Below are 25389 nucleotides of genomic sequence, written 5' to 3'. Positions count from 1 at the left end.
ATGGGCCTCGTCCGCGTCGGGTTTGTCGCGCTCGCTGCCGTTGCGCTGACGGCCGGGCCGGCCCCGGCCCAGCCCAAGGCGCCCGGCGTGACGGACACGGAGATCGTGATCGGTCTCACCGCGCCCATGTCCGGGCCCGCCGCCATCTACGGCAACCTGGCCGTGGCCAAGGAGGCCTGGGCGCGCTATGTCAACGACCTGGGTGGTGTCCATGGGCGCAAGCTCAAGGTCGCGATCAAGGACGACGGCTTCAACCCCGGCCGGGCCGTGGCCAACATCAAGGAGATGAGGGACTCGGTGTTCCTCACGGTGGGCCTCGTGGGCTCAGCCGTGGTCAACGCCGCCAAGGACGAGATCGCCGAGGCGCGTCTGCCGCTGATCAACGCCTACGCCAGCCCGCAGCTCTGGGCGCGGCAGCCGAAGGACAAGCTCAAGTCCGTCTTCATCGACTACCCGGACTACGCCGACGAGGCGGACTACCTCGTCACCTACTCCGTCACCATGCTGGGCGCCCAGAAGCTCGCCGTCTTTTACCAGAACGACGACTGGGGCAAGGGGGTCATGGACGGCGTCAACCGGGCCATGAAGGCGCTCGGCGCGAAGGCGACCTTGGCCACCGCCGTGCCCTACGAGGTCTCCGACCGCGAGCTCGGCACACAGGCGCTCAAGTTCAAGGATTCCGGCGCCGACACGCTCTTCCTGGCCGCGCTCAACACGCACTCGGCCAACCTCGTGCGCGAGATGGCCAAGGTCGGCTATAGACCCCGCCTCGTCGGCTCCTTTACCATCGGCGACCACCAGGTCATGTACCGCCTCCTGGGCGAGCTCTGGGAGGGCGCCTACTACAACGTGATCGGTGCGGTGCCGGGAGAGCCCGAGGCCAAGGCCGTGCTCGACATCTTGATCAAGTACGAGCCCAAGCTCCAGGGGCGGGAAGGGACTGCGCTGGCCGGCGCGGCCAACATGATCATCGCCGTGGAGGGACTCAAGAAAGCCGGCCGCAACCTCACGCGCGACGGCTTCATCGAGGCGATGGAGGGCATCCGCAACTTCACAGTGCTCGGGCTCTCCGCGCCCATCACATTCGGGCCGGATCGCCACCACGGCTTGAACGCCGTCCGGCTCATGCGCGCCCAGAAGGCGGCCGATTTCTCCTACGTCCAAGTCGCGCCCTACCAGGTCTTCAAGCCGCTGTTCTAAGGATGGCGGACCTGCTCGAGGTCCGAGACCTCTCACTCCAATTCGGCGGCATCACGGCCCTCCAGGGCGTGGGGGTGGCCATCGCTGAGGGCGAGACCCTCGCCGTGATCGGCCCGAACGGCTCCGGCAAGACGTCCCTCTTCAACTGCGTCACCGGCATCTACCGCCCGACCTCCGGCGCCATCCGCTTGCGCGGGGAGTCGATCCTCGGGCTCTCGCCCGACGAGGTCACGCGGCGGGGCATCGCCCGCACCTTCCAGAACCTGCGCCTCTTCCACAACATGACCGTGCTCGACAACATCATGGTCGGCCGGCACCTGCACTTCAGGAAGAACTTCGCGGCGGTGCTGCTGCGCCTCCGCGGCGAGGAGATCAGGCACAGGCGCCGCTGCGAGGAGATCATCGAGTTCCTGAACCTGGAAGTGGTCCGGAAGAGCCGCGTCGCCGACTGCTCCTACGGCCTCCAGAAGCGCGTCGAGATGGGCCGGGCGCTGGCGACGGAGCCCAGGCTCCTGCTGCTCGACGAGCCGGTCTCCGGGCTGAACCAGGAGGAGAAGGACGAGTTCGCGTACTGGATCCACGAGATCCGCGGGCGCTTCGCGATCACCGTGCTCCTGGTCGAGCACGACCTGCGCATCGCCTCGCGGCTCGCGACCAGGATGGTCGCCCTCGATCACGGCGTGAAGATAGCGGAAGGCTCCCCGGCCGAGGTCCAGCGCCACCCCGATGTGATCAAGGCGTACCTGGGCGAATGACGGCGCTGCTCCGCGTCTCCAGCATCGAGACCCTGTATTTCGACAGGATCTACGCCCTCTTCGGTGTCTCGCTCGAGATCGAGGAAGGGGAGATCTTCACCGTGCTGGGCCCGAACGGCGCCGGTAAGACGACCCTGTTGAGAACCATCGCAGGCCTGCTCAAGGACCAGCCCAAGAAGGGCGAGATCCACTTTGCCGGCCGGCGCATCGACGGCTGGCAGCCCGAGGCCGTCGCGCGCCTCGGCATCGTCTACGTGCCCGAGGACCGCGGCCTCTTCCGCGAGCTCAGCGTGGAGGAGAATCTCGATCTGGGCCTGTGGGGCCGGCGCGACGATGGCATCAAGAAGGACCTCGACTTCGTCTACGGCATGTTCCCGATCCTGAAGGAGCGGGCGAAGCAGGAAGCGGAGACGCTCTCGGGAGGCGAGCAGCAGATGCTGGCGCTCGGGCGCGCGATGTTGAGGCGCCCGCGGCTCCTGATGCTCGACGAGCCCTCGCTGGGGCTCGCTCCGCGGGTGGCGAAGTCCGTCTACGAGGCGCTCGGCACCATCAGCCACACCGGCACCACCATACTGCTCGTGGAGCAGAACGCCCGGCTGGCGCTCCGCGTGGCCCAGCGCGGGGCCATCTTCGAGGCGGGCCGCGTCGTGCTCGAGGGAACGTCGGCCGAGCTCGAGGCCAACGAGGACGTGCGCGAGGTGTACCTGGGCGTCGGCGTCGCGGACGCCTCGCCCAAGGTATGGCGGCTCTACCGCAAACGGAGGAGATGGTAATGACCGAGCCCCGGACGCTGCCGCAGCTCTTCGCCCAGCAGGTTGCCCGGCTGGGGGACCGCCTGGCCATCCGCTTCAAGGACTACGGCATCTGGCACCGGGTCACCTGGCGTCAGTACGGCGAGGAAGTCGACCGCGTCGCCGCGGCGCTCCTGGCCTTCGGGCTCGGGCGCCAGGAGAACGTGGCGGTGCTCGGCGAAAACCGTCCCGAGTGGCTCTACTGCCACCTGGGCATCCAGACGGCGGGCGGCGCCACCTGCGGCATCTACCCGACGTCCGCGCCCGAGCAGATCAAGTACCTGCTCAATCATTCCGAGGCGCGCCTCCTCTTCGTCGACAACGAGGAGCAGCTCGACAAGGTGCTCCCGGTCGTCGGCGAGACGCGCGTCGAGCGCGTCGTCGTCTGGGACGCCAAGGGGCTCTGGGGCTTCGCCGACGACCGAGTGATATTTTTCGACGACTTCCTCAAGCAGGGGAAGACCTTCGCGGACGCCCATCCGGGCGCCGTCGGAGAGTGCCGCGAGCAGGGAGAGCCCGGCGACACGGCCATGATCATCTACACCTCGGGGACGACAGGGCCGCCCAAGGGCGCCATGCTGTCCCACGCCTCGATCCTGTGGGGCACGGCGTCGGCCCAGCAGCTCAACCCGGTCACCGAGGACGACGAGGTCGTCTCGTATCTCCCGTTCGCCCACGTCTACGAGAACCTGATCTCGGTCTTCGGAGGCGTGCGCGCCGGCTACGTCGTCAACTTCGTCGAGAGCATGGACACGCTCTTCCAGAACGTGCGGGAGATCTCGCCGACCTACTTCGGCAGCGTGCCGCGCATCTGGGAGAAGCTGGCCTCGACGGTCGATCTCAGGATGGACGACTCGACCTGGGTCAAGCGGACACTCTACCGCTGGGCCGTCGGTGTCGGGCGCCGCTACGCGCGCGTCAAGTACCAGCCGGGCGGCGCGTCCCTCGGGCTCCGGGCGCTCTACGCCGCGGCCTACTGGCTGGTGCTCGCCCACTTGAAGCGCCGGCTCGGCTTCGACAGGATCCGGCTCGCCGTCTGCGGCGCGGCGCCGGCCTCGCCCGAGCTCTTCGAGTTCTACCACGCCCTCGGCATCCCGCTGATCGAGGGATACGGAATGACGGAGTCCACGGGAGTCATTTCGATCAACCCCGTCGCCCGGCCCCGGGTCGGGACCGTGGGCATCCCGCTGCCGGGCGTCGAGGTCAGGCTGGACGAGGACGGCGAGATCCTCACGCGGGGACCGCACGTCTTCAAGGGCTACTTCAAGGAGCCCGAGCTGACGGCGCAGACCATAGACCGGGACGGGTGGCTCCACACGGGCGACGTGGGCGCCTGGGACGACGGCTACCTCAAGATCATGGACCGCAAGAAGGACATCATCATCACGGCGGGGGGCAAGAACATCACGCCGGCCTACATCGAAAACAAGCTCAAGTTCAGCCCGTACATCCAGGACGCGGTGGTGATCGGCGACCGGCGCAAGTACCTGGTCGCCCTGATCCTCATCGAGGAGGACAACGTCACCAAGTTCGCCCAGGATCAGCGTGTCCCGTTCACGACCTTCCAGGATCTGACGCAGAGCCCCGAGATCGTCCGGCTCATCGAGGGCGAGGTGGACAAGGTCAACAAGACGCTGTCGCAAGTCGAGGGGATCAAGAAGGTCGCGCTCCTGCCCCGGCGCTTCTACGAGGAGGAGGGGGACGTGACGCCGACCAAGAAGGTCAAGCGCCGCTCGCTCGAGACGCGCTACGGCGACCTCATCGAGAGCCTGTATACGTGATGGCTCTTTCCTAAATGGACCTCGTCGAGTCGTACGCCGAAGACCTCCGCTTCGCGCGCAAGCGCGTCACCCGGGCCCTCCTCGGGCTCCTGCTCCTGGCGCTCGCCGTGTTCCCGCTGGTGGTGCCCGACTGGATGGTCTTCCTGGCGACGCTCGTGGCGCTGTACTCCATCGGCGTCATGGGCCAGAACATCCTGATCGGATACACGGGGCAGATCTCGTTCGGCCAGGCGGGCTTCCTCGCCATCGGCGCCTTCGGCTTCGGCCACCTGCGGATCTGGGGCGCGCCCTTTCCGGTGGCCCTGCTCGGCGCCGGCCTCGCTGCGGCGCTCGCCGGCGTGCTGGTCGGCTTTCCGTCGCTCCGACTGAAGGGGCCGTATCTGTCCATCGCGACGCTCGGCTTCGGCGTGGCGGTCTACCAGGTGTTCGTCAACTGGGAGGTGCTCTCGGGCGGGCGCTCGGGGCTGGCCATCGCCAAGCTCAAGCCGATGTTCGGGATGTCGACCACGCGGTACGAGTACTACCTCTACGTCCTCCTGCTCGCCCTCTTCACGCTCGCCACCTATAACCTGATCTCGTCCTACGTCGGCCGCGCCTTCATCGCCATCCGCGACTCGGACATCGCGGCGGAGGTCAACGGCGTCAACCTGACGCGCTACAAGCTCCTGGCCTTCGCCATCTCATCCTTCTACACGGGCGTCCACGGCGCCCTCTACGCCCAGGTCCTGGGGCACATCGAGCCGCAGATCTTCAACATCTCCGAGTCCATCACCCTCTTCGTGGCCGTCATCATCGGCGGCGTCGCCTCGATCGAGGGCGCCATCCTCGGCGCGGCCTTCGTCACGCTCGTGCCCAAGCTGCTCTCCAACTTCCGCGAGTTCGTGCCGGTGGTCTTCGGCCTGACCATCCTGATCGTGCTGATCTTCGAGCCGCTCGGTCTCTTCGGCCGCTGGCTCAAGACCCGCCTGTATTTCCAGCTCTGGCCTTTCAGGTGAGCGCGTGGACAAGTTCCTCCAGTACTCGCTGACCGGCCTCTCCGCGGGAAGCCTCTACGCTCTCGTGGCGCTCGGCGTCGTGCTCATCTACCGCTCGACCCGCGTGCTGAACTTCGCGCACGGCGATATCGCGACGTTCGGGACCTTCGTCGCGTTCTCGCTGCTCTCCGACAAGTTCTCCTTCCCCGTGGCGCTGGTGCTCTCGCTGGCGGCCGGCGCGGCGGTGGGCATCGCCTTCTACTTCGTGGTGCTGGTGAAGGCGCAGCGGCGGGGGGCGAACCTCCTCAGCATGATCATCCTGACCCTGGGGCTGGCGCTCATCATCCAGGGGCTGGTGGTCTGGAAGTGGGGCGCCGAGCCCGTCGCGCTGCCCTTTCCGATCTCCGACACCAAGACGTACAAGATGGGGGCGGTGGTGGTGAGCCAGCTGTCGCTGGCGACCATGGCCGCGGGGCTCGTCGGCAGCCTGCTGCTCTACCTCCTCGTCCAGAAGACGCGGCTCGGCCTGGCCATGCGCGCGACCTCCGAGAACGTCATGGCCGCCCAGACTCTCGGCATCCCGACCCGGATGGTCCTGTCCGTCTCTTGGGGGGTGGCGTCCGCCCTCGGCGTCGTGGCGGGTATCTTTCTCGCGCCCGCGCTCCTGCTCGACCCGTTCTTCATGCTCGACCCGTTCCTGAAGGGTTTTGCCGCCGCGGTGCTGGGCGGTCTCAACAGCCTGCCCGGCGCCGTCCTGGGCGCGCTCATCCTCGGCGTGGCCGAGAGCCTGACCGGGGCCTACCTGAGCATCCAGTTCAAGAACACCCTCGCCTTCGTCATCATCATCGTGGTCCTGCTCATCCGCCCCGAAGGCCTCCTCGGCAAGGAGTTCAAGGAACGCGTGTAAGCCTTCGATTTGCCTTCGTCGGCGGGTTCGGCTAGACTCTCGCTGAACAGCCGTTCATTGAGCGCCGGGAGGCACGATGGAGCGTCAGATCGCGTATGACAAGCTGGCCCGCGAGGACCGCTTCGTCCGGATGCGGGCCCGGGAGGTCGCGGAGAGCAAGGTCTCCCAGGGGCTCACGCCCTTCCCCGAGTTGACGAGCCGCGAGTCCATCAAGGAGCGCGCCCACGGCATCCTGGTCGGCGAGATGCAGGCCATGGAGGGCGCCGGCCGCAGTGTCTACGACTTCCCCGACGCGCCGTGGGAGTTCACCATGGACATGGCGCGCCAGGTCTGGGACGAGTCCCGCCACGTCGAGATCTACATCCGCCTCCTCGAGCACCTCGGCGGCTACATCGGCGAGTACCCAGAGACGACCATCCTCTGGCGCTGCGCCTGCGCCGAGGACGCCGCCGCGCGCGTGGCCGGCGTCAACCGGGGCCTCGAGGGCCTGGCCTGCGACGTCTTCAACCAGCTGGTCTACATCGGCCGGAAAATGGGCGACCCCATCCTGGAGCGCGCCGTGGACTTCGTGCTGGCCGACGAGATTACCCACGTGCGGATGGGCTCGAAGTGGCTGACGAAGCTGACGGAGGGCGACCCGGAGCGCCGGCGCAAGGCGATCGAGTTCCAGGAGACCATCGACGAACGTTTCAACCTCGGCGGCGCCAGGCAGCTGGGTGACCACGAGGTCGTGCCCATCTCGATCGCGATCGAGGCCCGGAAGCTCGCGGGCTTCACCGACGAGGAGATCGAGCGCCTGATCAAGACGACACAGCGCTCCCAGGTCTACTGATCCCCCAGAGCACTGATTCCAAAGAGCCCTGATTCCCATGCAGATCCTCGAAGGTCACTTCTCGGCGGACGACTCCGCCCGCCTCTGCCGCAACTACCGCTACGCCGCCGAGCGCATGACGCGCATCATGGCCGGCTGGATCGCGCTCACGCCTGAGCTCTCGGCCAAGCTCCTGCTCGGCCGCCACGTCTGGGACAACGCCCAGCACACGGATGCGTGGGGCAGGCGGCTGCCGGAGTTGCGCGCTCACGCCCAGGAATCCGAGCCGGCCAACGACACCTTCGTCGCGTTCATGGATGCCATCGAGGCCCCCGAGGCGCCGGGTGAGACCGCCGAGCGTCTGGCCGGCGTCTACCGCGTGCTCAAGCCGCACCTGCTCGCCGTATACGTGAGGCACCTCGAGAGCGCCAATCCGATCTACGAGCCGCCCACGTGCAGGATTCTCGCCCGCTGCATCGAAGACGAGCGGCGCCACATCGGGGCCGGCGAGACCATCCTCCGCCATCTCGCCGCGGCGCCCGAGGTGCAGGCGCGCGTCGCGGCCTGGCAAGCGAAGCTTGCGGGGATGCTCGAGGCCGCCCTTGGCGTGGCGGGGCAGGGGGTGCCTCCGACTGCGGGCGCGCACGCGAGCGCGACTCCGCCCATATCGGACGACGCGAGCGAGTTCATCCGTCTCGAGCGCGCCGGTGAGAAGTGGTCCATCCCGGAGGACCTCGAGACGCGCGCACGCGCCTTCGGCGACGCTCTCGTCGCCTGCGACGGCGTCGCGCTGGGCCGGTTTCTCGACGCAGCGCCCGACGCGGCCCTGCTGCTGGCCCTCAACGATGTCCGTCTCGCGCGGCACCACATGGCCGCCTTCGCGAAGTTGGGCCGCCACCGCATCGTGAAGTATCGGCTCGAGGGCGCGCGCGGCACCGTCACGCTCAACGCCCGCTGGGAGCAGGGCGAGGCCGGATGGCGGGTCGGCGCCCTCGATCTGGTCAAGATCGAGCAGTCCCAGCCCGCCTGAGCGTGCTCGAGAGCGTCCTCGTCGCCAACCGCGGGGAGATCGCCCGCCGCATCTTCCGCGCCTGCAGGGCCCTCGGTATCCGCACGATCGCCGTCTACTCCGAGGCCGACGCCGACTGGCCCCACGCGCGTGAAGCCGACGAAGCCGTCCTGATCGGCCCCGCGCCCGCCCGGGAGAGCTATCTCAGCGTCGAGCGCGTACTCGAGGCCGCGCGCCGGACAGGCGCCGGGGCGATCCATCCCGGCTACGGCTTCCTCTCCGAGAACTGGGGATTCGCCAAGGCGTGCGAGGAGGCGGGGCTCGTCTTCGTCGGGCCTCCATGGCGCGTGATCCAGCAGATGGGCGACAAGGTCGGTGCGAGGCGCCAGATGCTCTGGGCCGGCGTGCCCGTCGTGCCCGGCAGCGAAGGCCCCGTCGCCTCGCTCGACCTGGCCCGGCAGACTGCGGGGGAGATCGGCTACCCGGTGATGCTGAAGGCCGCGGCAGGCGGAGGCGGTATCGGCATGGTCAAGGTCGCAGACGAATCGGCGCTCGCGCAGGCGTACGCGACGGCCGAGCGCCGCGCGCAGGCGGCCTTCGGCTCGGCCGCGCTCTTCGTGGAGCGCTATCTCACCGAGCCGCGCCATGTCGAGGTGCAGGTCTTTGGCGACGGAGGCGGGCAGGTGGTGCACCTGCACGAGAGGGAGTGCTCGATCCAGCGGCGCCACCAGAAGCTCATCGAAGAGAGCCCGGCTCCGTGCCTGCCGCAGGGCCTCAAGGAGCGCCTGACGGCGGCGGCCGTCCAGGGCGCCAGGTCGGTCGGCTACGTCAACGCCGGGACGATGGAGTTCATCGTCCAGGGTGAGGAGTTCTACTTCCTGGAGATGAACACGCGGCTTCAAGTAGAGCACCCCGTGACCGAAGAGGTGACGGGGCTCGACCTCGTCCAGGCTCAGTTAAAGGTGGCGTCCGGGGAGGCCCTGCCGTGGCGCCAGGAGGATATTCTCCAGCGCGGCGCCGCCATCGAGTGCCGCATCTACGCTGAGGACCCGGCCAAGAACTTCATGCCCTCGCCGGGGACGATTACACGCTGGAGCCCGCCCCAAGGCCCCGGCATCCGCCTCGAAAGCGGGGTCGCCGAAGGCTGCCAGGTTTCGGTACACTACGACCCGTTGCTGGCCAAGCTGGTGGCCGCGGGCGCGACGCGCGAGGAAGCGATCGCCCGCATGGAGGCGGCGTTGAGAGCCTTCGTCGTCGAGGGGCCCAAGACCGCCATTCCGTTCCACCTGCGCGTGATGCGAAGCGCGGCGTTCCGCGAGGGACGCACCCATACCCAGATGGTCGAACAAGGAGCGTTCAATGGCTGAAGACGTCAAGGCGCACATCACGGGCGTGGTCTTCCAGATCACGAGCAAGGTCGGCGACTCGCTGGCAGCTGGAGATCCCGTGATCGTGCTGGAGTCCATGAAGATGGAGATCCCGGTGGAGGCGCCGCGGGCCGGCAAGGTGAAGGAGATCAAGGTGGCCGAGGGGCAGACCGTGCAGGAAGGCGACACGGTCGCCGTCCTGGACTAGGAGGCGGACCATGGAGCTCGAGCTGGACCGTGAGCTGATTCGGGGTATCTGGGGCTATCACTGGTGGGGCAACCGCAAGCACTTCGACGAGGTGGCGGCGCTGGGCGAAGATACGGCCAGGAAGGAAGTCGGCAAGCAGTTCAGCTTCCCGACGCTCAAGGGCATGCTCGCCCACATCTACGGCGCCGACCGGATCTGGCTCGAACGCTGGAAGGGAAATTCGCCGACCAAGCTCTACGGCGACGCCGACTTCGCGAGCCTGGCTGATCTCAGGAAGAGCTGGAACGCGCTCGAGGCCGAGCAGAAGGCCTTCATGACGGCCCTCGGGACGGCAGACCTCAAGAGGACGCTGGACTACAAGGCGACGGACGGCAAGCCCTTCAGCCAGCCGCTCTGGCAGCTCCTCCAGCACGTGGTCAACCACGCGACCCATCACCGCAGCGAGGTCGCGACCATGGTGACCATGACCAAGGGCTCGCCGGCGCCGACCGACATGGTGCTCTACTACCGTCTGCCCAAGGCCTGAAGCCGCTATGGGCATGAAGGATCTGGTTGAAGATCTCAAGGCGCGGCGCGTGCGCGCGCTCGCCATGGGCGGGGCGGAAGCGATCGCCAAGCAGCACGCTGAGGGCAAGCTGACGGTCCGCGAGCGGATCGACCGCCTCTTCGACCCGGGCTCCTTCTACGAGATCGGGCTCCTCGCGACCCACGCCAACATCTCGCCGGCCATGAAGGGCAAGGAGACGCCTGCCGACGGCGTCGTGACGGGCTTCGGCAAGATCAACGGCCGGCCGGCTTCGCTGATCGCCTACGACTTCACGGTGATGGCGGGCTCCATGGGGCGCACGGCCGAGGTTAAGTGCAACCGCGCGCGCGAGACCGCGCTTTCCAAGCGCATGCCGATGATCTGGCTCATCGACTCGGCGGGCGCGCGCATCCAGGAGGCCATCGGCTCCACCTTCGCCCAGTCGGGGTTCCTCTTCCGGGAAGAATCCATCATGTCGGGCGTCGTGCCGATGGTCGCGGCCATGATGGGCCCGGGCGCGGCGGGCACGGCCTATATCCCGGCGCTGTCGGACTTCGTGCCCATGGTCAAGGGCACGAGCCACATGGCCTTGGGCGGCCCGCCGCTCGTCAAGGCCATCGTCGGCGAGGACATCACCGCGGAGGAGCTGGGCGGTTCCAAGGTCCACACGGAGATTTCCGGCGTGGCCGATCTCGAAGTGGCCGACGACGCCGCATGCATCGACGCGATCAAGGAGTACCTGTCCTACTTCCCGGGGTCCAACCTCGAGCAGCCGCCGATCCTGCCGAGCGACGACCCCGCCGACAGGATGGACGAGGCGCTGCTCTCTATCGTGCCCGACAGCGCGCGCCGGGCCTATGACATGAAGAAGGTCATCGCGGCCATCGTGGACCGCGGACACTTCTTCGAGATCAAGCCGGGCTGGGCGAAGAACCTGATCACCTGCTTCACCCGCCTGGGCGGCCGCTCCGTCGGCATCGTCGCCAACCAGCCCATGGTGCTGGGCGGGGCGCTGGACGTGGACTCGGCCGACAAGGCCGCGCGCTTCATCATGCTCTGCGACGCCTTCCACATCCCCCTGGTGTTCCTCCAGGACGTCCCGGGCTTCATGGTCGGCTCCAAGGTCGAGAAGCAGGGGATCATCCGACACGGCGCCAAGATGCTCTACGCCGTCAGCGAGGCGACGGTGCCGAAGGTCACGGTGGTGGTGCGCAAGGCGTACGGCGCAGGCTACTTCGTCATGTGCGGCAAGGCATACGAACCCGACCTGATCGTCGCGTGGCCTACGGCGGAGATCTCAGTGATGGGTCCCGAGGGCGGCACCAACATCATCTTCCGCAAGGAGATCGCCGCCGCCGCCAACCCCGACGAAGAGCGCGCGAGCCGGGTCGAGGAGTTCCGCAAGCTCATCAACCCCTATATCGCCGCCGCCGGCGCCTTCATCGACGACGTCATCGACCCGCGGGAGACCCGGCCCGTCCTGATCCGCGCCCTCGAGATGGCCGCCACCAAGAAGGTCGACCGCCCCTGGAAGAAGCACGGAGTGATGCCGGTATAGCCCGGCCGCGCTACTTCTTGATGAGCTTGGCCCACTGGTCGAGGAGCGGCAGCACTCCCTCGCGCCCCTCGGACGGCAGCCTGAGGATGGCCCGCGTGATGCCGGCAGCCGCGTAGGACTCGAGCATCGCCTCGTCGGGCTTGGCGCCGAAGACGGACGTCGAGATGGTCTTCATGTCGCGCCCGGCCTTGGCGGCGCGAGCCCGGAGGTCCTTGAGGGCCGGCATGATGACCTCGGCCGCGCGGCCGCGCGGGAACCAGCCGTCGCAGAAGTCCACCACGCGCTGGAGCGTGTGGCCGCTCTCGCCGCCCAGGAGGACGGGCGGGTGCGGCTTCTGCGCGGGCTTTGGCCAGGACCAGACCTTGTCGAAGTTGACGTGCTGGCCGTGGAACTCCGCCTCGTCCTTGGTCCAGATCTCCTTCATCGCCCGCACCTGCTCGCCCAGCCGCTTGAATCGGGACGCGAAGACCGTGCCGTGGTTCTCCATCTCCTCCACGTTCCAGCCGCCGCCGACGCCGAACTCGAAGCGCCCGCCCGAGAGCACGTCGAGGCTCGCGACCTCCTTGGCCGTGGTGATCGTGTCGCGCTCGATGATGAGACAGATGCCGGTGCCGATCCGGATGCGCTTGGTCGCCGCCGCGGCGGCCATGAGCGACACGAACGGGTCGAAGGTGTGGGAGTACTCCTTCGGGATCGGGCCGCCGCTCGGGAAGGGGGTGCGCCGGCTCACCGGGATGTGAGTGTGCTCGGGGACGAAGAGCGACTCGAAGCCGCGCGCTTCGGCCTCCCGGGCCAGCTCGTCGATGCGGATCGCGTAGTCGGTGGCGAACATGCAGACGCCGATGTGCATGGAATCCTCCTGGGTGGTCTGGTGTACCGCGGTCGAGGGCAGTCTAGCGGCAGATGGAAGCAAAGTCCAATGCCTGGCAATCCCGTCTCCTGCTACTCTTGAAGCGGGCTCGCGGCGACTGGCTGCGGCGAAGCCGAAGCTGCGCGCCGGGGGAGCGCACCACGCGATGAGCAATGTTCTCGGACGGTGGGGGTGGCAGGTGTATCGCCTCCGCTGGTGGCTGTTCGGCCTCTCGGTCCTCTCGCTTGTTCCTGCGATCATCGTTCTGGCGCAAGGCGCCAGGCTCGAAGCCGGCACCGTGCTCGCGACCACGCAGTCGGGACGCGCCGCCGACCTGATGGCGCGGCAGCTGCCCGGGCAGCCCGTCTCCTTCGACCTGATATTCAGCAGCCCCACGCTGCGCGCCACCGATCGCGCGTTCCGGGAAGAGGTGGCGCGGGCCCTGGCGCCGCTCAAGGCGGACGCGAAGGTCGCGCGGATCCGCACGGCGTACGATGCGGAGCCGCCGGATCCCGCCTATCTCTCGCGCGATAGGCAAAGCACCCGCGCCGTCGTCGAGCTCAAGGCCCGCTCCACGGGCCAGGCCTCGCTGGAGTTCTCGTCGGTTCCCCCCGCCGTGTACGCTTCGCTCCGCGCGCTGGTGCGGTCGGGCACGCTCGACGTGGTGGCGGCCGGCATGGTCCCGCTCAACCACGACTTCGTCGAGGTGGCGAAGCAGGACCTGGAGCGCGCGGAGCTGGTGATCCTGCCGGTGGTGGCCGTCTTCCTGCTCCTGGCCTTCGGCTCGGTGGTAGCGGCCCTGCTGCCTCTAGGCGTCGGGATGCTCGCCATGGTCGGCGGCATGGCGGGCACGACCCTCTTGGCCCGATACATGTCGGTATCCGCATATGCCCCGAACATCGTCACCATGATCGGGCTCGGCGTCGCCATCGACTATTCGCTCTTCATCGTGAACCGTTTCAGGGAGGAGATCGTGCGCCATCCGGTGCCCGAGGCGCTCGCGGCGACGCTGGCGACCACGGGGCGCGCGATCCTCTTTTCGGGCGTGACGGTGGCCATCGGGCTCCTCGGCATGCTGGTGCTGGGGCTGGGCAATATCGGCTCGCTTGGGCTCGCGGGCACCATTGTCGTGGCGCTGTCGGTCGTCTACGGCTTGACCTTCCTTCCCGCGGCCCTGGCCATCCTGGGCCCGCGGGTCAACGCCCTGTCGCTTCCCTTTTTCCGTCCCGCGAAGCTTGGTGCCGGGTCGGGCTTCTGGCATCGACTGGCGGCTTTGGTCATGGCGCACCCGTGGCGCGTCTTTCTACCGGTCGCTGGTTTCCTCCTTCTGCTGGGGCTGCCGTTCCTTCACATCCGGCTCGGCGCGGGTGACGTATCGTCGCTGCCGCCGTGGGCCGAGGCCCGCCGCGGCGCCGAGCTGCTCCGGAAGGAGTTCCCCGGCGAGGGTGCGACGCCCGTCGTCGTGGTGCTCAGGTACGACGACGGATCACCGCTGTCACCCCCGCGCGTGGGACAGGCCTACGACCTGAGCCGCTGGCTCGCGGGGCAGCCCGGAGTCACCGGCGTGCAGAGTGTGATGGACCTCGCTCCGGACATGAGCCGCGAGGACTACCAGCGGATGGTCAAGGTGCCGACCGCCCTGTGGCCTGAGGAGATGCAAGCCGCCGTGGCGCGGGTCGTCGGCGAGCGCATCATGATTCTCGCGGTATCCACGGACCTGCCGGCCGGCAGTGATGAGGCGCGCGCCCTCGTCCACGCCATCCGCGCCTCACACCCGCCGGTGGACGGCGAGCTGCTCGTGACGGGCCCAACGGCCTTCGACCTGGACTTCATGAGGGTCGTGGCTGACAACGCCCCGCTCGCCATCGCCCTCGTCGTCGTCGCGACCTACCTGGCGCTGCTGGTGCTGCTTCGGTCCGTGCTGCTGCCCCTCAAGGCCGTCGTCGTGAACCTCTTGTCCATCAGCGCCTCGTACGGGGCCCTCGTCTGGATCTTCCAGGAGGGCCACTTGGCCCAGTGGCTCCACTTCACTCCTGGGCCGATCCAGACCGCCACGCCCATCATCATGTTCTGCCTGATCTTCGGCTTGTCGATGGACTACGAGGTCCTCCTGCTCAGCCGCGTGCGGGAAGAGTACGAGCGCACAGGAGACAATGTGCTGGCCGTGGGCGCGGGGCTGGAGCGGACCGGCCGGCTGATCACGTGGGCCGGGGCCATCATGGCGGGAGTCTTCTTCGCCTTTGCGCTCGCCGACTCGGTGATCATCAAGGCCGTGGGCATCGGGATCGGCATCGCCGTCATCCTGGACGCCACCGTGGTGCGTGCCCTGCTGGTGCCGGCGACGATGCGGCTGATGGGGCGGTGGAACTGGTGGGTGCCGGCGCCGCTCGCGCGCCTGTGCCGGTGGGGGTCAGCGCCCGCCGCCCGCGGGTGCTCCACGGGCGGCGGGTAGGGGATCAGTTCTCGACGAAGGCCTTGAGCGCCCGGCCGCGCAGCGGGTGGCGCAGCTTGCGGAGCGCCTTGGTCTCGATTTGGCGGATGCGCTCGCGGGTGACCGAGAAGCGCTTGCCGACTTCCTCCAGCGTGTGCTCGCCCTCTTCGCCGATGCCGAAGCGCAGGCGCAGGATCGTCTTCTCCTTGGGTGAGAGCATGCCGAGGGCCCGCTCCACCTGATTCGTCAGGTCCTGGCTGATCAGGGTGTCGTTCGGCGACTCGGTGCTCTTGTCCTCCAGGAAGTCTCCCAGCTCCGAGTCCTCGCCGATCGGCGTCTCGAGCGAGAGCGGCTTGCGCGAGGACTCGAGGATCAGGCGGACCTTCCGCGCGGGCACGCCGGTCCTCTTGGCGAGCTCTTCGGGCGTCGGCTCGCGGCCCATCTCGTTGACGAGGGCGCGGTTGACACGCGAGATGCGGTTCAGCGTCTCGACCATGTGCACCGGGATGCGGATGGTGCGCGAATGGTCGGCGATGGCGCGCGTGATGGCCTGGCGAATCCACCAGGTCGCATAGGTCGAGAACTTGAACCCGCGCCGGTACTGGAAGCGGTCCACCGCCTTCATGAGGCCGATGTTGCCTTCCTGGACCAGGTCGAGGAGCGTCAGCTCGCTGCCGAGGTAGCGCTTGGCGACCGAGACGACCAGCCGCAGGTTGGCCTCCATCAGCTCGCGCTTGGCCTGGCGCACGATGCGGTCGTGCCCTTCGATCTCGTGGAGCGCGGCCTGGAGCGCCTTCTTGCCCAGCCCGATCTCGCCCTCGAGGGCGCGGATGTCCTTGGGTGTCCGGAGCTCGGCGAGGCGCTTCGCCTGGCGGCGGACGTCGCCGACCAGCCGGTCCACGAGCGCGGGCTTGAGCGGGAGCTTCTCGACCGCGGTCTGGATCGCGGCGCGGTTCTGCGCGACCCACTTGTGGTAGTTCGCGCGCGTGGTCTTCCCGCGGCGCTTGTCGTGGAGCGGCTCCTGCAGCCGTTCGATCTCGCGCTCGAGCCGCCGGATGCGCGTGAAGACCGCCAGCAGGGGCTTGATCTCGTCGGGCTTGGGTAGGCCGCCCTCGGGCAGCACGATGACCTCGTCCAGCCCGAGCTCGGCGTGCCGGATCCGGTCCACCAGGGCCAGCATCTGCGTTGTCGCCACGGGAATGCCCGCCAGCGCCCGGCGGAGCTGGATCTGGCCCACTTCGATCCGGCGGCCGAGGCTGACTTCCTGCTGGGCCGTCAACAGATGGACCTTGCCGATTTCCTTGAGGTAGAGGCGGACGGGATCCTCGGCCGGGGCCGCGCTGGGTCGCAGCGCTTCCTCGGACAGGGCAGGGGTTTCCTCGAGGACGACGGCCGCGGCCTTCTCCTCGTCCTCGAGCTCGACCCCGGACGGCTCAGCCTCAACCCTGGGTAGGGCGCCCTTCCGCAGCCTGGACTTTGGCTGAGCGAGAGCGGCCTCCGAATGGATGGCCTCAGGGGATTCTGGATCGCCAGCTTCTCTGAACGTCATGCTCGTATGATCTCCTCTGCCGTTTTAGATGCTTACGAACGCCCGCCGGTTGCGGGATTCTCCCTCGGGAATAAAACTCCCGCGGCCGCGCCGGCGTTCCGTAATCCGGCGTTTTTGTTGTTGACGGCGCCCAGCCGGGCTTTATTCTCGGCCGCGTGGTGGGTTAGGACGTTTCTCTCGGGCAGATCGTTTACGCGAACTCGGCCGTGATCTCCCGCGAGTTCGCCGCCCTGGCGCTCGACCTCCTGCGGCGATCCCTCTAGCTTTGACTAGGGTTGACGCTCGAGTAGGAGATCGAAGCCCACGCCGACTTCGTCCTTGACCGGAAGGAGTAGATACTGCGGAGGCTTGATGCCGAAGTCGCTCATCTTGAAGCGGCTCTCGCCTCGCACCCAGAGCCGCCCCTGCTTCAGGCGGACGCGTCCCGAGAAGCGCTTCACGCGCTCGACCCCCGCGATGGACAGCCGTCCCTGGATGGTCAGCAGCGTGTCGGTGTGCTCCGCGGCGCCCGGGGGAAACGAGGGCGCCTCGATGGTCTGGATCACGAAGTACATGGTCGGGTGGCGGTCGGCAGCCAGCGCCTTCCACATCTCCTTGTCGCGCCCCTCGTTGCCGGTGCTGATGCCGAGCACTTGCACGGTCAGGTTGCCGCTGACGCCCTGGCTCAGATCGGCGGCGTCCGCCTCGAACTCGCCCGAAAGGTCGCGGCCGAAGCCGCTGAAGTCGGCCGGCGGGAAGACCGCGTCGAAGGACACGAGGCTCTGTCCTCGGACCGGCATCCAGCGGGCCGGCTCGGCGAAAGCCGGGGACGCTCCCAGCGGTACTAGGAGGACGAGCCACGCGAGGGCTCTACTCGAGCGCATGGGCGTGGATAGCACGGCCGCGCCGCACGGGTCAATCGGGAGGGACGGGCTCGAGCCCGGGAATTTGGTTGACACGACCCAAGGAAGGGTCCTATCGTGAAAAACCCACATATGACCGCATGTTTGCGGGAGTTGGACTGATGGCCGTCGCGCCGAGCGCTTCCTACAGCTTCACGGTCCGCCTGGCGATCCTGAACCGCACCGGCATGCTGGGACGGGTCACGATGGTCATCGGCAAGGCCGGTGGTGACATCGGCGCGGTAGACCTGGTCGAGATGACGCGCGACCGCGTCTTCCGAGACATCACGATCAAGGCGCGGGACAGCGAGCATGGCCAGGGCATCATCGACAAGCTGCGCCGCCTCAATGGCGTCAAGATCGCCAACATCTCGGACCGCACGTTCCTCATGCATCTCGGCGGCAAGATCGAGGTGCGTAGCAAGGTGCCGATCAGGACGCGCGACGACCTTTCCATGGCCTATACGCCGGGCGTGGCCCGCGTGTGCCTGGCGATCAAGGAAGACCCGCAGCGCGCCTTCTCGCTGACCATCAAGCAGAACACCGTCGCCATCGTCACCGACGGCACCGCGGTGCTCGGGCTTGGCGACATCGGCCCCGAGGCGGCCATGCCGGTCATGGAGGGCAAGGCCATGCTCTTCAAGGAGCTGGCCGGGGTGGACGCTTTCCCCATCTGCCTCGACACCAAGGACCCCGACAAGATCGTCGAGACCGTGAAGATCATCGCCCCCGCCTTCGGCGGCATCAACCTCGAGGACATCTCGGCCCCGCGCTGCTTCGAGGTCGAGGCGCGGCTGCGCAAGGAGCTGGACATCCCGGTCTTCCACGACGACCAGCACGGCACGGCCGTCGTCGTCATGGCGGCGCTCCTGAACGCGCTCAAGATCGTCCGCAAGGACCCGAAGCGTCTCAAGGTCGTCGTCTGCGGCGTGGGCGCGGCCGGCACGGCCGTGATCAAGATGCTCCAGGCGCACGGTGTCAGGCACATCATCGGGGTGGACGAGCACGGGACGATCTACCGCGGGCGCACTGTGGGCATGGACTTCATGAAGACGTGGGTCAGCGAGGCGACCAACCCCCAGCAGGTCAAGGGCAAGCTGGCCGACGCGATGCGGGGCGCGGACGTCTTCATCGGCCTCTCGGTGCCGGGCGCCTTGAGCCTACGCGACCTCAAGCGCATGGCGCGCGACCGCATCGTCTTCGCCATGGCCAACCCGGTGCCCGAGATCCAGCCCGAGGAGGCGCTGCGCCACGTGCGGGTCATGGCCACCGGGCGCAGCGACTACCCGACCCAGAGCAACAACGGGCTCTGCTTCCCCGGCTTGTTCCGCGGGCGCCTCGACATCCGCGCCCGGCTCGTCAACGACGAGATGAAGCTCGCGGCGGCGCATGCCATCGCCTCCTGCGTGGCCAAGCAGGAGCTCGGGCCCGAGTACATCATTCCCAGCGTGTTCAACAAGAAGGTCGCCCCGGCCGTGGCGAGCGAGGTCGCCCGCGCGGCGCAGCGGACCGGCGTCGCCCGCCGCCGCGCGCGCGCCGACTCGCCCATCTGGTCCTGAGCGCCGTGCGGGCCGTGGGCGAGCCGCGCTGGTCCGTGATCATCCCCGCCTACAACGAGGCGCTGCGCCTGCCCGTGTACCTCGGCGAGGTCATCGCCTACTTCGACGGGCGTGACGAGCCGTACGAGATCCTGGTGGTGGACGACGGCAGCCGCGACGAGACGGCCGCGCGAGTGCTCGAAGCGCAGGCTGCGAATGCCTCGGTGACGCTCCACCGCCTGGCCGCGAACCACGGCAAGGGCTTCGCCGTCCGGGCGGGCATGCGCGCGGCGCGCGGCGAGCTCCGGCTCATGGCCGATGCCGACGGCGCCACGCCCATCGGCGAGGTCAAGCGCCTCGAGGCGGCGATCCACGCGGGCGCCGATGTCGCCATCGGCTCGCGCGCCCTGGCCGACCCGTCGGTGAGCCGGCACGTGCGGCTGCACCGGAAGCTTTCGGGCGACGTCTTCAACTTCCTGGTGAGACGGCTGGGCGTCCCCGAGGTCAGCGACACGCAGTGCGGCTTCAAGCTCTTCCGGGGCGCCGCCGCCGAGGCGCTGTTCGGGGAGCTGCGGACGGAGGGCTTCGGCTTCGATGTGGAGCTGCTCCTCCTGGCGCGCCGGCTCGGCTATCGGGTGACGGAGGTCGCCATCAACTGGGCCGACCAGCCGGGCTCGAAGGTCGGCGTGCTCACGGACGGCCCGCGGATGCTGGTTCAAATCCTGGCGGCGCGCCGGCGGCTGGCGCGGATCGGGGAGACGCGGCGGTGACGTCGAAGCGCTCACAGGTCATCGAGCCCTTTCTTGCTGTCGAGGTCTTCCAGCGTGCGCAGGAGCTCGAGCGCGAGGGCAAGGACATCATCCATCTCGAGTTCGGCGAGCCCGACTTCGACACCCCGCCGGTGATCCGCGAAGCGGCCGAGAAGGCGCTCAAGGACGGCCGGACGCGCTACGCGCACAGCCTGGGACTCGTCCCGCTGCGGGAGGCGATCGCGGAGCACTACCGCGCGCGCTACGGCGTCACGGTCTCGCCGGAGCAGGTGCTCGTGACCGCCGGGACCTCGCCCGCCATGCTGCTGCTCTTCTCGAGCTTGCTCGACCCGGGCGACCAGGTGCTGCTCACCGACCCGCGATACGCCGTCTACCCGAACCTGGTCCGCTATCCGGGCGGCGAGTGCGTCGAGGCGCCGACCTGGGAGGAGGACGGCTTCCAGTGCCGGCCCGCAGAGTTCGCGTCCCGCCTGTCGTCCCGGACGCGGGCCGTCCTCATCAACTCGCCCGCCAACCCCACCGGCTCGGTGATGACCGCCGAGACCCTCAAGGCGGTGGCGGGGCTCGGTCCCTGGATCGTCTCCGACGAGATCTACCATGGCCTGACCTACGAGGGAGCCGAGCACACCATCCTCGAGTACACGGACCATGCCTTCGTGCTCAACGGCTTTTCGAAGGCGTACGCCATGACGGGGTGGCGGCTCGGGTATGTCATCGCGCCGCGCGAGTTCATGCGCGCGCTCCAGACCGCGCACGGCAACTTCTTCATCTCCACCAACGAGTTCGTCCAGTGGGCGGCGCTCGCGGCGCTGACGGAGGCTGGGGAGGACACCGCGCGCTTCCGCACGATCTTCGACCAGCGGCGGCAGGCGATGGTGGCGGGGCTCAGGCGCATCGGGCTCGGTGTCGCGGTGCCGCCGACGGGCGCCTTCTATGTCCTGGCCAATGCCAAGCGCTTCGGAGCGGACTCCAAGACCCTTGCCTTCGACATCCTGGAGCACGCGCACGTAGGGGTAACGCCCGGGGTGGACTTCGGCAGCCGCGCCGAGGGGTTCCTCCGTTTCTCCTACTCCAACTCGCTCGGGCGCATCGAGGAAGCCGTCGAGCGAATCGGGCGGTACCTGCGGGAGCGGCGGCCATGACGGCTGCCGAGTGCGTCATGTGCGCGCGTGTCGCCGCCGAAGGCCCGCTCTTCATCGCCGACCTCGGAACGAGCCGCGCCTATCTCAACGAAGACCAGTTCTTCCCCGGCTGGGTCTTCGTCGTGCTCAAGCGCCACGCCGTCGAGCTGTACGACCTCGAGGCCGGCGAGCGGGCGGCGCTCATCGAGGACGTGAACCGCGTGGCGCAGGCGCTGGCGCAGGTCTATCGGCCCGTGAAGATGAACTACGAGCTGCTCGGCAACCAGGTGCCGCACATCCACTGGCACCTGGTGCCGCGCCTTCCGGACGACCCCGAGCCCCGCTGGCCGGTGTGGCGCGTGTCTCACGACTCCAAGCCGCTTCCGGCCGGCGAGGCCGCGCGGCGCGTCGCGCTGATCCGCGTGGCGCTCGCGTAGAGCGCGCCACCGTGCCCGAGCCGGCGCAGGCGAAAAGGGCAAGGGCCGCCAAGATCCTGGCGCGGCTCGGGAAAGCCTATCCCGACGCCGGGATCGAGCTGCGATTCAGGACTCCGCTCGAGCTCCTGGCGGCGACCATTCTCTCGGCGCAGTGCACCGACGAGCGGGTCAATGCCGTGACGGCGGCGCTCTTCGACCGCTATCGCAAGGCGGAGGACTTCGCCCGGGCCCACCCGCCCACGCTCGAGCGGGAGATCCACTCGACGGGCTTCTTCAAGGCCAAGGCGCGCTCGCTCGTCGGGATGGGCCGGGCCCTCTGCGAGCGCCACGGCGGTGACGTGCCGCGAACCGTCGACGAGCTGACGGCGCTGCCGGGTGTAGGCCGGAAGACGGCCAACGTCGTCCTCGGAAACGCCTTCGGCATTCCGGCCCTGGCCGTGGACACCCACGTCACCCGCGTATCACAGCGGCTCGCGCTCACGCGGGCCGACGAGCCTCTGAAGATCCACGACGATCTTTGCGCGCTCATCCCGAAGCCGAAGTGGACCCGGGCGACCCATCTTCTGATCATCCACGGGCGGCGTACCTGTGGCGCGCGCAAGCCCGACTGCCCCCGCTGCCCGGTTCTGGCCATGTGCCCCTGGTCCGGCAAGACGCGGGCAGAGCGTGGTTGACTCAGCTGCCGATTTCCTATAGCATTACCCGTTGACAATTTCCGGAAGAGCGAACGCCAAGTAGCTGACTTCTAAAGCAGGAGAAGGACTGAGATCATGGCGACGGTAATGCCGAAGGAAGACGAGATCGAGCGGAAGTGGTTCGTGGTGGACGCCAGCGGCAAGGTACTGGGAAGGCTGGCCAGCCGGGTGGCGCACGTGCTGCGCGGCAAGCACAAGCCCACGTTCGCTCCAAACCTCGACGTGGGCGACCACGTGGTGGTGATCAACGCCGAGAAGATCCATCTGACGGGACGCAAGCTCACCGACAAGATGTACCGGTGGCACTCCGGCTATATCGGCGGTCTGCGCGAGGTGAGCGCGGAGCGCATGCTCAAGAGCCATCCCGAGCGCGTGGTCGAGTGGGCCATCCAGGGCATGCTCCCCAAGGGGCGCCTCGGCCGGGCCATGGCACGCAAGCTCAAGGTCTACAAGGGATCCGATCACCCGCACGCCGCGCAGAAGCCGGAAGCCCTGCCGACCGGCGGCCGGACCAAGAACTGACGCAGGGTCCAAGAGGAGAGCGAATGGCCGCAGCGACGCAGTTCTACGGTACGGGAAGGCGGAAGACGTCGGTGGCGCGCGTATGGCTCCGGCCGGGTGGCGGCCGGATCCTGGTCAATCGCCGCCCATTCGAGGACTACTTCCCGCGGGAGACGCTGCGCATGATCATCGCGCAGCCGCTCCAGGTGACGAACACCTTCGGGACCTTCGACGCCACCATCAACGTGGGCGGCGGGGGGCCGTCGGGCCAGGCAGGCGCGGTGCGCCACGGCATCGCCCGGGCGCTGCTCGAGTTCGACGTCAACCTGCGGCCGACGCTCAAACGGGCGGGCCTTCTCACGCGCGACCCGCGGATGAAGGAGCGCAAGAAGTACGGCCAGCCGGGCGCGCGGTCGAAGTTCCAGTACTCCAAGCGGTAGGCGCCGTGCTGCGCGTGGCGGTTGCCGGGGCGAGCGGCTACATGGGGGCGGAAGCCCTCCGCCTGCTCTGCGTCCACCCCAAGCTCCAGCTGGTCGCGGTGACATCCGAGCGGCTGGCCGGCGAGCGGCTCGACAAGGTCTTCCCGCACCTGCGCGGCCTCTCGGCGCTGGTGTTCAGCGAGCTCGACCCCGCGCGCATCAGCGACGAGGCCGACCTCGTCTTCCTCGCGCTGCCGCACATGGAGTCCCAGCGTGCGGTGCCCGTCCTCCGGAAGCACGGCCGCAAGGTCATCGATCTCTCGGCCGACTACCGGCTGCGCGACGGCGCGCTCTACGCGACCTGGTACAAGGCGGGCCACATCGACGCCGCAGGGCTCGGGGAAGCCGTGTACGGCATGCCGGAGCTGTACAGGAAGGCCATCTCGGGCGCCTCGCTCGTGGCCAACCCCGGCTGCTACGCCATGGGCGCGATCCTGGCGACGGCGCCGCTGCTCAAGAGCGGGCTCGGGCGGGTCGAGGGCATCGTGATAGACGGCAAGTCGGGCGTGACGGGGGCAGGGGCGCAGGGGCGGACGATCGACCCCATGTACCTGTACGCCGAGGCCAACGAGAACGTGCAGGCGTACGCCATCGGGACTCACCGCCACACGCCCGAGATGGAACAGGAGCTTTCGGCCCTTGCGGGCAAGCCCGTCGTGGTCGGCTTTACTCCACATCTTGTGCCGCTCAACCGCGGCATCCTGATCACGGCCTCGGTGCCGCTCGCGAAGAGCGCGGGCACGGCCGACCTCCTCGCCCTCTACCGCGAGTTCTACGCGGGCGAGCCCTTCGTGCGGGTGCTGCCCGAGGGTGAGCGGCCGACGACCCGCTCCGTGACCGGTTCCAACTTCTGCGACATCGCCGTCGTCTCCGATCCGCGCACGGGGCGCGCCGTCTGCGTCTCGACCCTGGACAACCTGGGCAAGGGCGGCTCGGCCAACGGCATCCAGAACCTCAACATCATGATGGGGTGGGACGAGCGGACGGGTCTCGAAGCGCCACCGGTGTACCCGTAGGGTCCGCATGGCGGACATGCAGTGGCTCGACGGAGGCATCACGGCCGTCCCGGGCATCCTGGCCTCGGGCATGGCGGCCGGCATCAAGCCCAGCGGCAAGAAGGACCTCGCCCTGATCTACTCCTCGGCGCCCGCGCGGGCCGCCGCGGTCTTCACCACCAACCAGGTCAAGGGCGCGCCGGTGGTCGTTTCGCAGGAGCACATCCGCGACGGCCGGGCCCAGGCCATTCTCGCCTCGAGCGGCTGCTCGAACGTCTGCACGGGTGAGCAGGGGATCAAGGACGCTCGCGAGATGACCAAGACGGTCGGCGAGCTCCTGCGTATCAAGCCCGGCCAGGTGCTGATCGCCGCGACGGGGGTGATCGGCCAGCCGCTGCCGATGGACAAGATCCGCGCGGCGCTGCCGAAGCTCGTCAAGGGTCTCTCGCCCCAGGGCGGCCGGAGCGCCGCCGAGGCGATCATGACGACCGACACGCGGATCAAGGAAGCGGCCCTCCGGATCGAGATCGGCGGGCGCCCGATCACGATCGGGGGCATCGCCAAGGGCGTGGGCATGCTCGAGCCGCACCTCGCGACGATGTTCTGCTTCCTGGCGACGGACGCGATGGTCGCCTCGGACGCGCTGCCGAGGGTGCTCAAGCGGGCGGTCGACGGGTCGCTCAACCGGATCACGGTGGACGGGGACCAGTCCACGAGCGACACGGTCGCGGTGCTGGCGAACGGGCTCGCGGAGAACGCGCCGCTCGAGCGCGGCAGCCGGGGCCTGCGGGAGTTCGCGCGCGGGCTCGAGGCTGTCGTGGCGAAGCTCGCGCGCATGCTTGTGGCCGATGGCGAGGGCGCGACCAAGGTGGTCGAGGTGAGCGTGAGCGGGGCGCGGACGCGGCGCGAGGCGCTGCTGGCCGCGCGATCGGTCGCGAACTCGCCGCTCGTCAAGACCGCGGTCAACGGCGCCGACCCCAACTGGGGCAGGATCATGATGGCGCTGGGCAAGTCGCCGGCCCGCGTGGCGCAGGACAAGGTTGCGATCAGCGTAGGCGACGAAGCGCTGGTGGAGAAGGGCATGCTCAAGGCGGGCGCGCGGCTCGACAAGATCCGCGCGCTCATGGCGGAGCCCGAGTATTCGATCAGCATAGACCTGGGTCTCGGCCGCGGCCAGGACCGGGTGTGGACATCGGATCTCAGCGAGGAGTACGTCCGGATCAACGGCAAGTACACGACCTAGCAACAGGCAGTC

At 68.4% G+C, this 25389-nt stretch carries 25 protein-coding genes; 22 read left to right on the top strand and 3 right to left on the bottom strand.

Annotated features, from left to right (window positions below; translation table 11 throughout):
- From Q7W02_17950 to Q7W02_17895, 12 genes are all read left to right on the top strand, one after another.
- Positions 1–1200 carry an ABC transporter substrate-binding protein gene (locus tag Q7W02_17950; GenBank protein MDO8478047.1) on the top strand — a complete coding sequence of 400 codons (1200 nt, stop codon included), beginning with the start codon at positions 1–3 and terminating at the stop codon, positions 1198–1200.
- A 2-nt stretch (positions 1201–1202) separates the two neighbouring features.
- On the top strand, positions 1203–1955 hold the full coding sequence (locus Q7W02_17945; GenBank protein MDO8478046.1) for an ABC transporter ATP-binding protein: 753 nt from the start codon (positions 1203–1205) through the stop codon (positions 1953–1955).
- The gene (locus Q7W02_17940; GenBank protein MDO8478045.1) at positions 1952–2728 is read left to right on the top strand and encodes an ABC transporter ATP-binding protein; all 777 of its coding nucleotides are present in this window, start codon (positions 1952–1954) and stop codon (positions 2726–2728) included. The genes Q7W02_17945 and Q7W02_17940 overlap by 4 nt, the downstream gene beginning before the upstream one ends.
- Positions 2728–4527 carry an AMP-binding protein gene (locus Q7W02_17935; protein MDO8478044.1) on the top strand — a complete coding sequence of 600 codons (1800 nt, stop codon included), beginning with the start codon at positions 2728–2730 and terminating at the stop codon, positions 4525–4527. Before Q7W02_17940 ends, Q7W02_17935 begins: the two co-directional genes overlap by 1 nt.
- Positions 4528–4541: 14 nt before the next feature.
- The gene (locus Q7W02_17930) at positions 4542–5522 is read left to right on the top strand and encodes a branched-chain amino acid ABC transporter permease (protein MDO8478043.1); all 981 of its coding nucleotides are present in this window, start codon (positions 4542–4544) and stop codon (positions 5520–5522) included.
- Between the two features lie 4 nt (positions 5523–5526).
- Positions 5527–6408, top strand: coding sequence for a branched-chain amino acid ABC transporter permease (locus Q7W02_17925; protein MDO8478042.1), 882 nt, complete (start codon positions 5527–5529; stop codon positions 6406–6408).
- 76 nt (positions 6409–6484) lie between these two features.
- Positions 6485–7240, top strand: coding sequence for a DUF455 family protein (locus tag Q7W02_17920; GenBank protein ID MDO8478041.1), 756 nt, complete (start codon positions 6485–6487; stop codon positions 7238–7240).
- 37 nt (positions 7241–7277) lie between these two features.
- Positions 7278–8249 (top strand): hypothetical protein, encoded by a 972-nt coding sequence (locus tag Q7W02_17915; protein MDO8478040.1) that lies wholly within the window; start codon positions 7278–7280, stop codon positions 8247–8249.
- A 2-nt stretch (positions 8250–8251) separates the two neighbouring features.
- Positions 8252–9595, top strand: a complete 1344-nt coding sequence (locus tag Q7W02_17910) for an acetyl-CoA carboxylase biotin carboxylase subunit (GenBank protein ID MDO8478039.1) — start codon at positions 8252–8254, stop codon at positions 9593–9595.
- Complete coding sequence (locus tag Q7W02_17905; protein ID MDO8478038.1) at positions 9588–9803, top strand: biotin/lipoyl-binding carrier protein; 216 nt, start codon at positions 9588–9590, stop codon at positions 9801–9803. Before Q7W02_17910 ends, Q7W02_17905 begins: the two co-directional genes overlap by 8 nt.
- A gap of 10 nt (positions 9804–9813) precedes the next feature.
- Complete coding sequence (locus tag Q7W02_17900) at positions 9814–10329, top strand: DinB family protein (GenBank protein MDO8478037.1); 516 nt, start codon at positions 9814–9816, stop codon at positions 10327–10329.
- 7 nt (positions 10330–10336) lie between these two features.
- The gene (locus Q7W02_17895) at positions 10337–11887 is read left to right on the top strand and encodes an acyl-CoA carboxylase subunit beta (GenBank protein ID MDO8478036.1); all 1551 of its coding nucleotides are present in this window, start codon (positions 10337–10339) and stop codon (positions 11885–11887) included.
- A 10-nt stretch (positions 11888–11897) separates the two neighbouring features.
- Here the strand turns inward: Q7W02_17895 and Q7W02_17890 are convergent, their stop codons facing one another.
- Entirely contained in the window at positions 11898–12737 is an 840-nt protein-coding gene (locus Q7W02_17890; GenBank protein ID MDO8478035.1) for an LLM class F420-dependent oxidoreductase, read from the bottom strand.
- Between the two features lie 166 nt (positions 12738–12903).
- Between Q7W02_17890 and Q7W02_17885 the strand changes: the two genes are divergently transcribed.
- A complete protein-coding gene (locus Q7W02_17885) occupies positions 12904–15189 on the top strand; it encodes an MMPL family transporter (GenBank protein ID MDO8478034.1) in 2286 nt (761 codons plus the stop codon).
- Between the two features lie 4 nt (positions 15190–15193).
- On the opposite strand, the gene Q7W02_17880 is transcribed toward Q7W02_17885, so the two are convergent.
- Together Q7W02_17880 and Q7W02_17875 are read right to left on the bottom strand one after the other, a co-directional pair.
- Positions 15194–16717, bottom strand: coding sequence for a sigma-70 family RNA polymerase sigma factor (locus tag Q7W02_17880; protein MDO8478033.1), 1524 nt, complete (start codon positions 16715–16717; stop codon positions 15194–15196).
- Positions 16718–16986: 269 nt separating this feature from the next.
- Positions 16987–17496: a YceI family protein gene (locus Q7W02_17875; protein ID MDO8478032.1), complete on the bottom strand. Its 510-nt coding sequence runs from the start codon at positions 17494–17496 to the stop codon at positions 16987–16989.
- A 224-nt stretch (positions 17497–17720) separates the two neighbouring features.
- On the opposite strand from Q7W02_17875, the gene Q7W02_17870 reads away from it, so the two are divergent.
- The 9 genes from Q7W02_17870 to argJ all read left to right on the top strand — a co-directional run bounded on the left by Q7W02_17870 (position 17721) and on the right by argJ (position 25377).
- Positions 17721–19157 (top strand): NAD-dependent malic enzyme, encoded by a 1437-nt coding sequence (locus tag Q7W02_17870; protein ID MDO8478031.1) that lies wholly within the window; start codon positions 17721–17723, stop codon positions 19155–19157.
- A gap of 5 nt (positions 19158–19162) precedes the next feature.
- The gene (locus tag Q7W02_17865) at positions 19163–19906 is read left to right on the top strand and encodes a glycosyltransferase family 2 protein (protein ID MDO8478030.1); all 744 of its coding nucleotides are present in this window, start codon (positions 19163–19165) and stop codon (positions 19904–19906) included.
- Positions 19903–21048: a pyridoxal phosphate-dependent aminotransferase gene (locus Q7W02_17860; GenBank protein ID MDO8478029.1), complete on the top strand. Its 1146-nt coding sequence runs from the start codon at positions 19903–19905 to the stop codon at positions 21046–21048. Before Q7W02_17865 ends, Q7W02_17860 begins: the two co-directional genes overlap by 4 nt.
- Entirely contained in the window at positions 21045–21464 is a 420-nt protein-coding gene (locus Q7W02_17855) for an HIT family protein (protein ID MDO8478028.1), read from the top strand. Before Q7W02_17860 ends, Q7W02_17855 begins: the two co-directional genes overlap by 4 nt.
- A gap of 11 nt (positions 21465–21475) precedes the next feature.
- Positions 21476–22138, top strand: coding sequence for an endonuclease III (gene nth, locus Q7W02_17850; GenBank protein MDO8478027.1), 663 nt, complete (start codon positions 21476–21478; stop codon positions 22136–22138).
- A gap of 96 nt (positions 22139–22234) precedes the next feature.
- Positions 22235–22681 (top strand): 50S ribosomal protein L13, encoded by a 447-nt coding sequence (rplM, locus tag Q7W02_17845; GenBank protein MDO8478026.1) that lies wholly within the window; start codon positions 22235–22237, stop codon positions 22679–22681.
- 23 nt (positions 22682–22704) lie between these two features.
- A complete protein-coding gene (gene rpsI, locus Q7W02_17840; GenBank protein ID MDO8478025.1) occupies positions 22705–23100 on the top strand; it encodes a 30S ribosomal protein S9 in 396 nt (131 codons plus the stop codon).
- 5 nt (positions 23101–23105) lie between these two features.
- Positions 23106–24155 carry an N-acetyl-gamma-glutamyl-phosphate reductase gene (argC, locus tag Q7W02_17835; GenBank protein MDO8478024.1) on the top strand — a complete coding sequence of 350 codons (1050 nt, stop codon included), beginning with the start codon at positions 23106–23108 and terminating at the stop codon, positions 24153–24155.
- Positions 24156–24162: 7 nt separating this feature from the next.
- Positions 24163–25377: a bifunctional glutamate N-acetyltransferase/amino-acid acetyltransferase ArgJ gene (argJ, locus tag Q7W02_17830; GenBank protein ID MDO8478023.1), complete on the top strand. Its 1215-nt coding sequence runs from the start codon at positions 24163–24165 to the stop codon at positions 25375–25377.
- Positions 25378–25389 lie beyond the last annotated feature (12 nt).

Source organism: Candidatus Rokuibacteriota bacterium, assembly GCA_030647435.1.
Lineage (GTDB): Bacteria > Methylomirabilota > Methylomirabilia > Rokubacteriales > CSP1-6 > AR37.
This window is presented reverse-complemented; position numbering and strand designations above follow the sequence as displayed.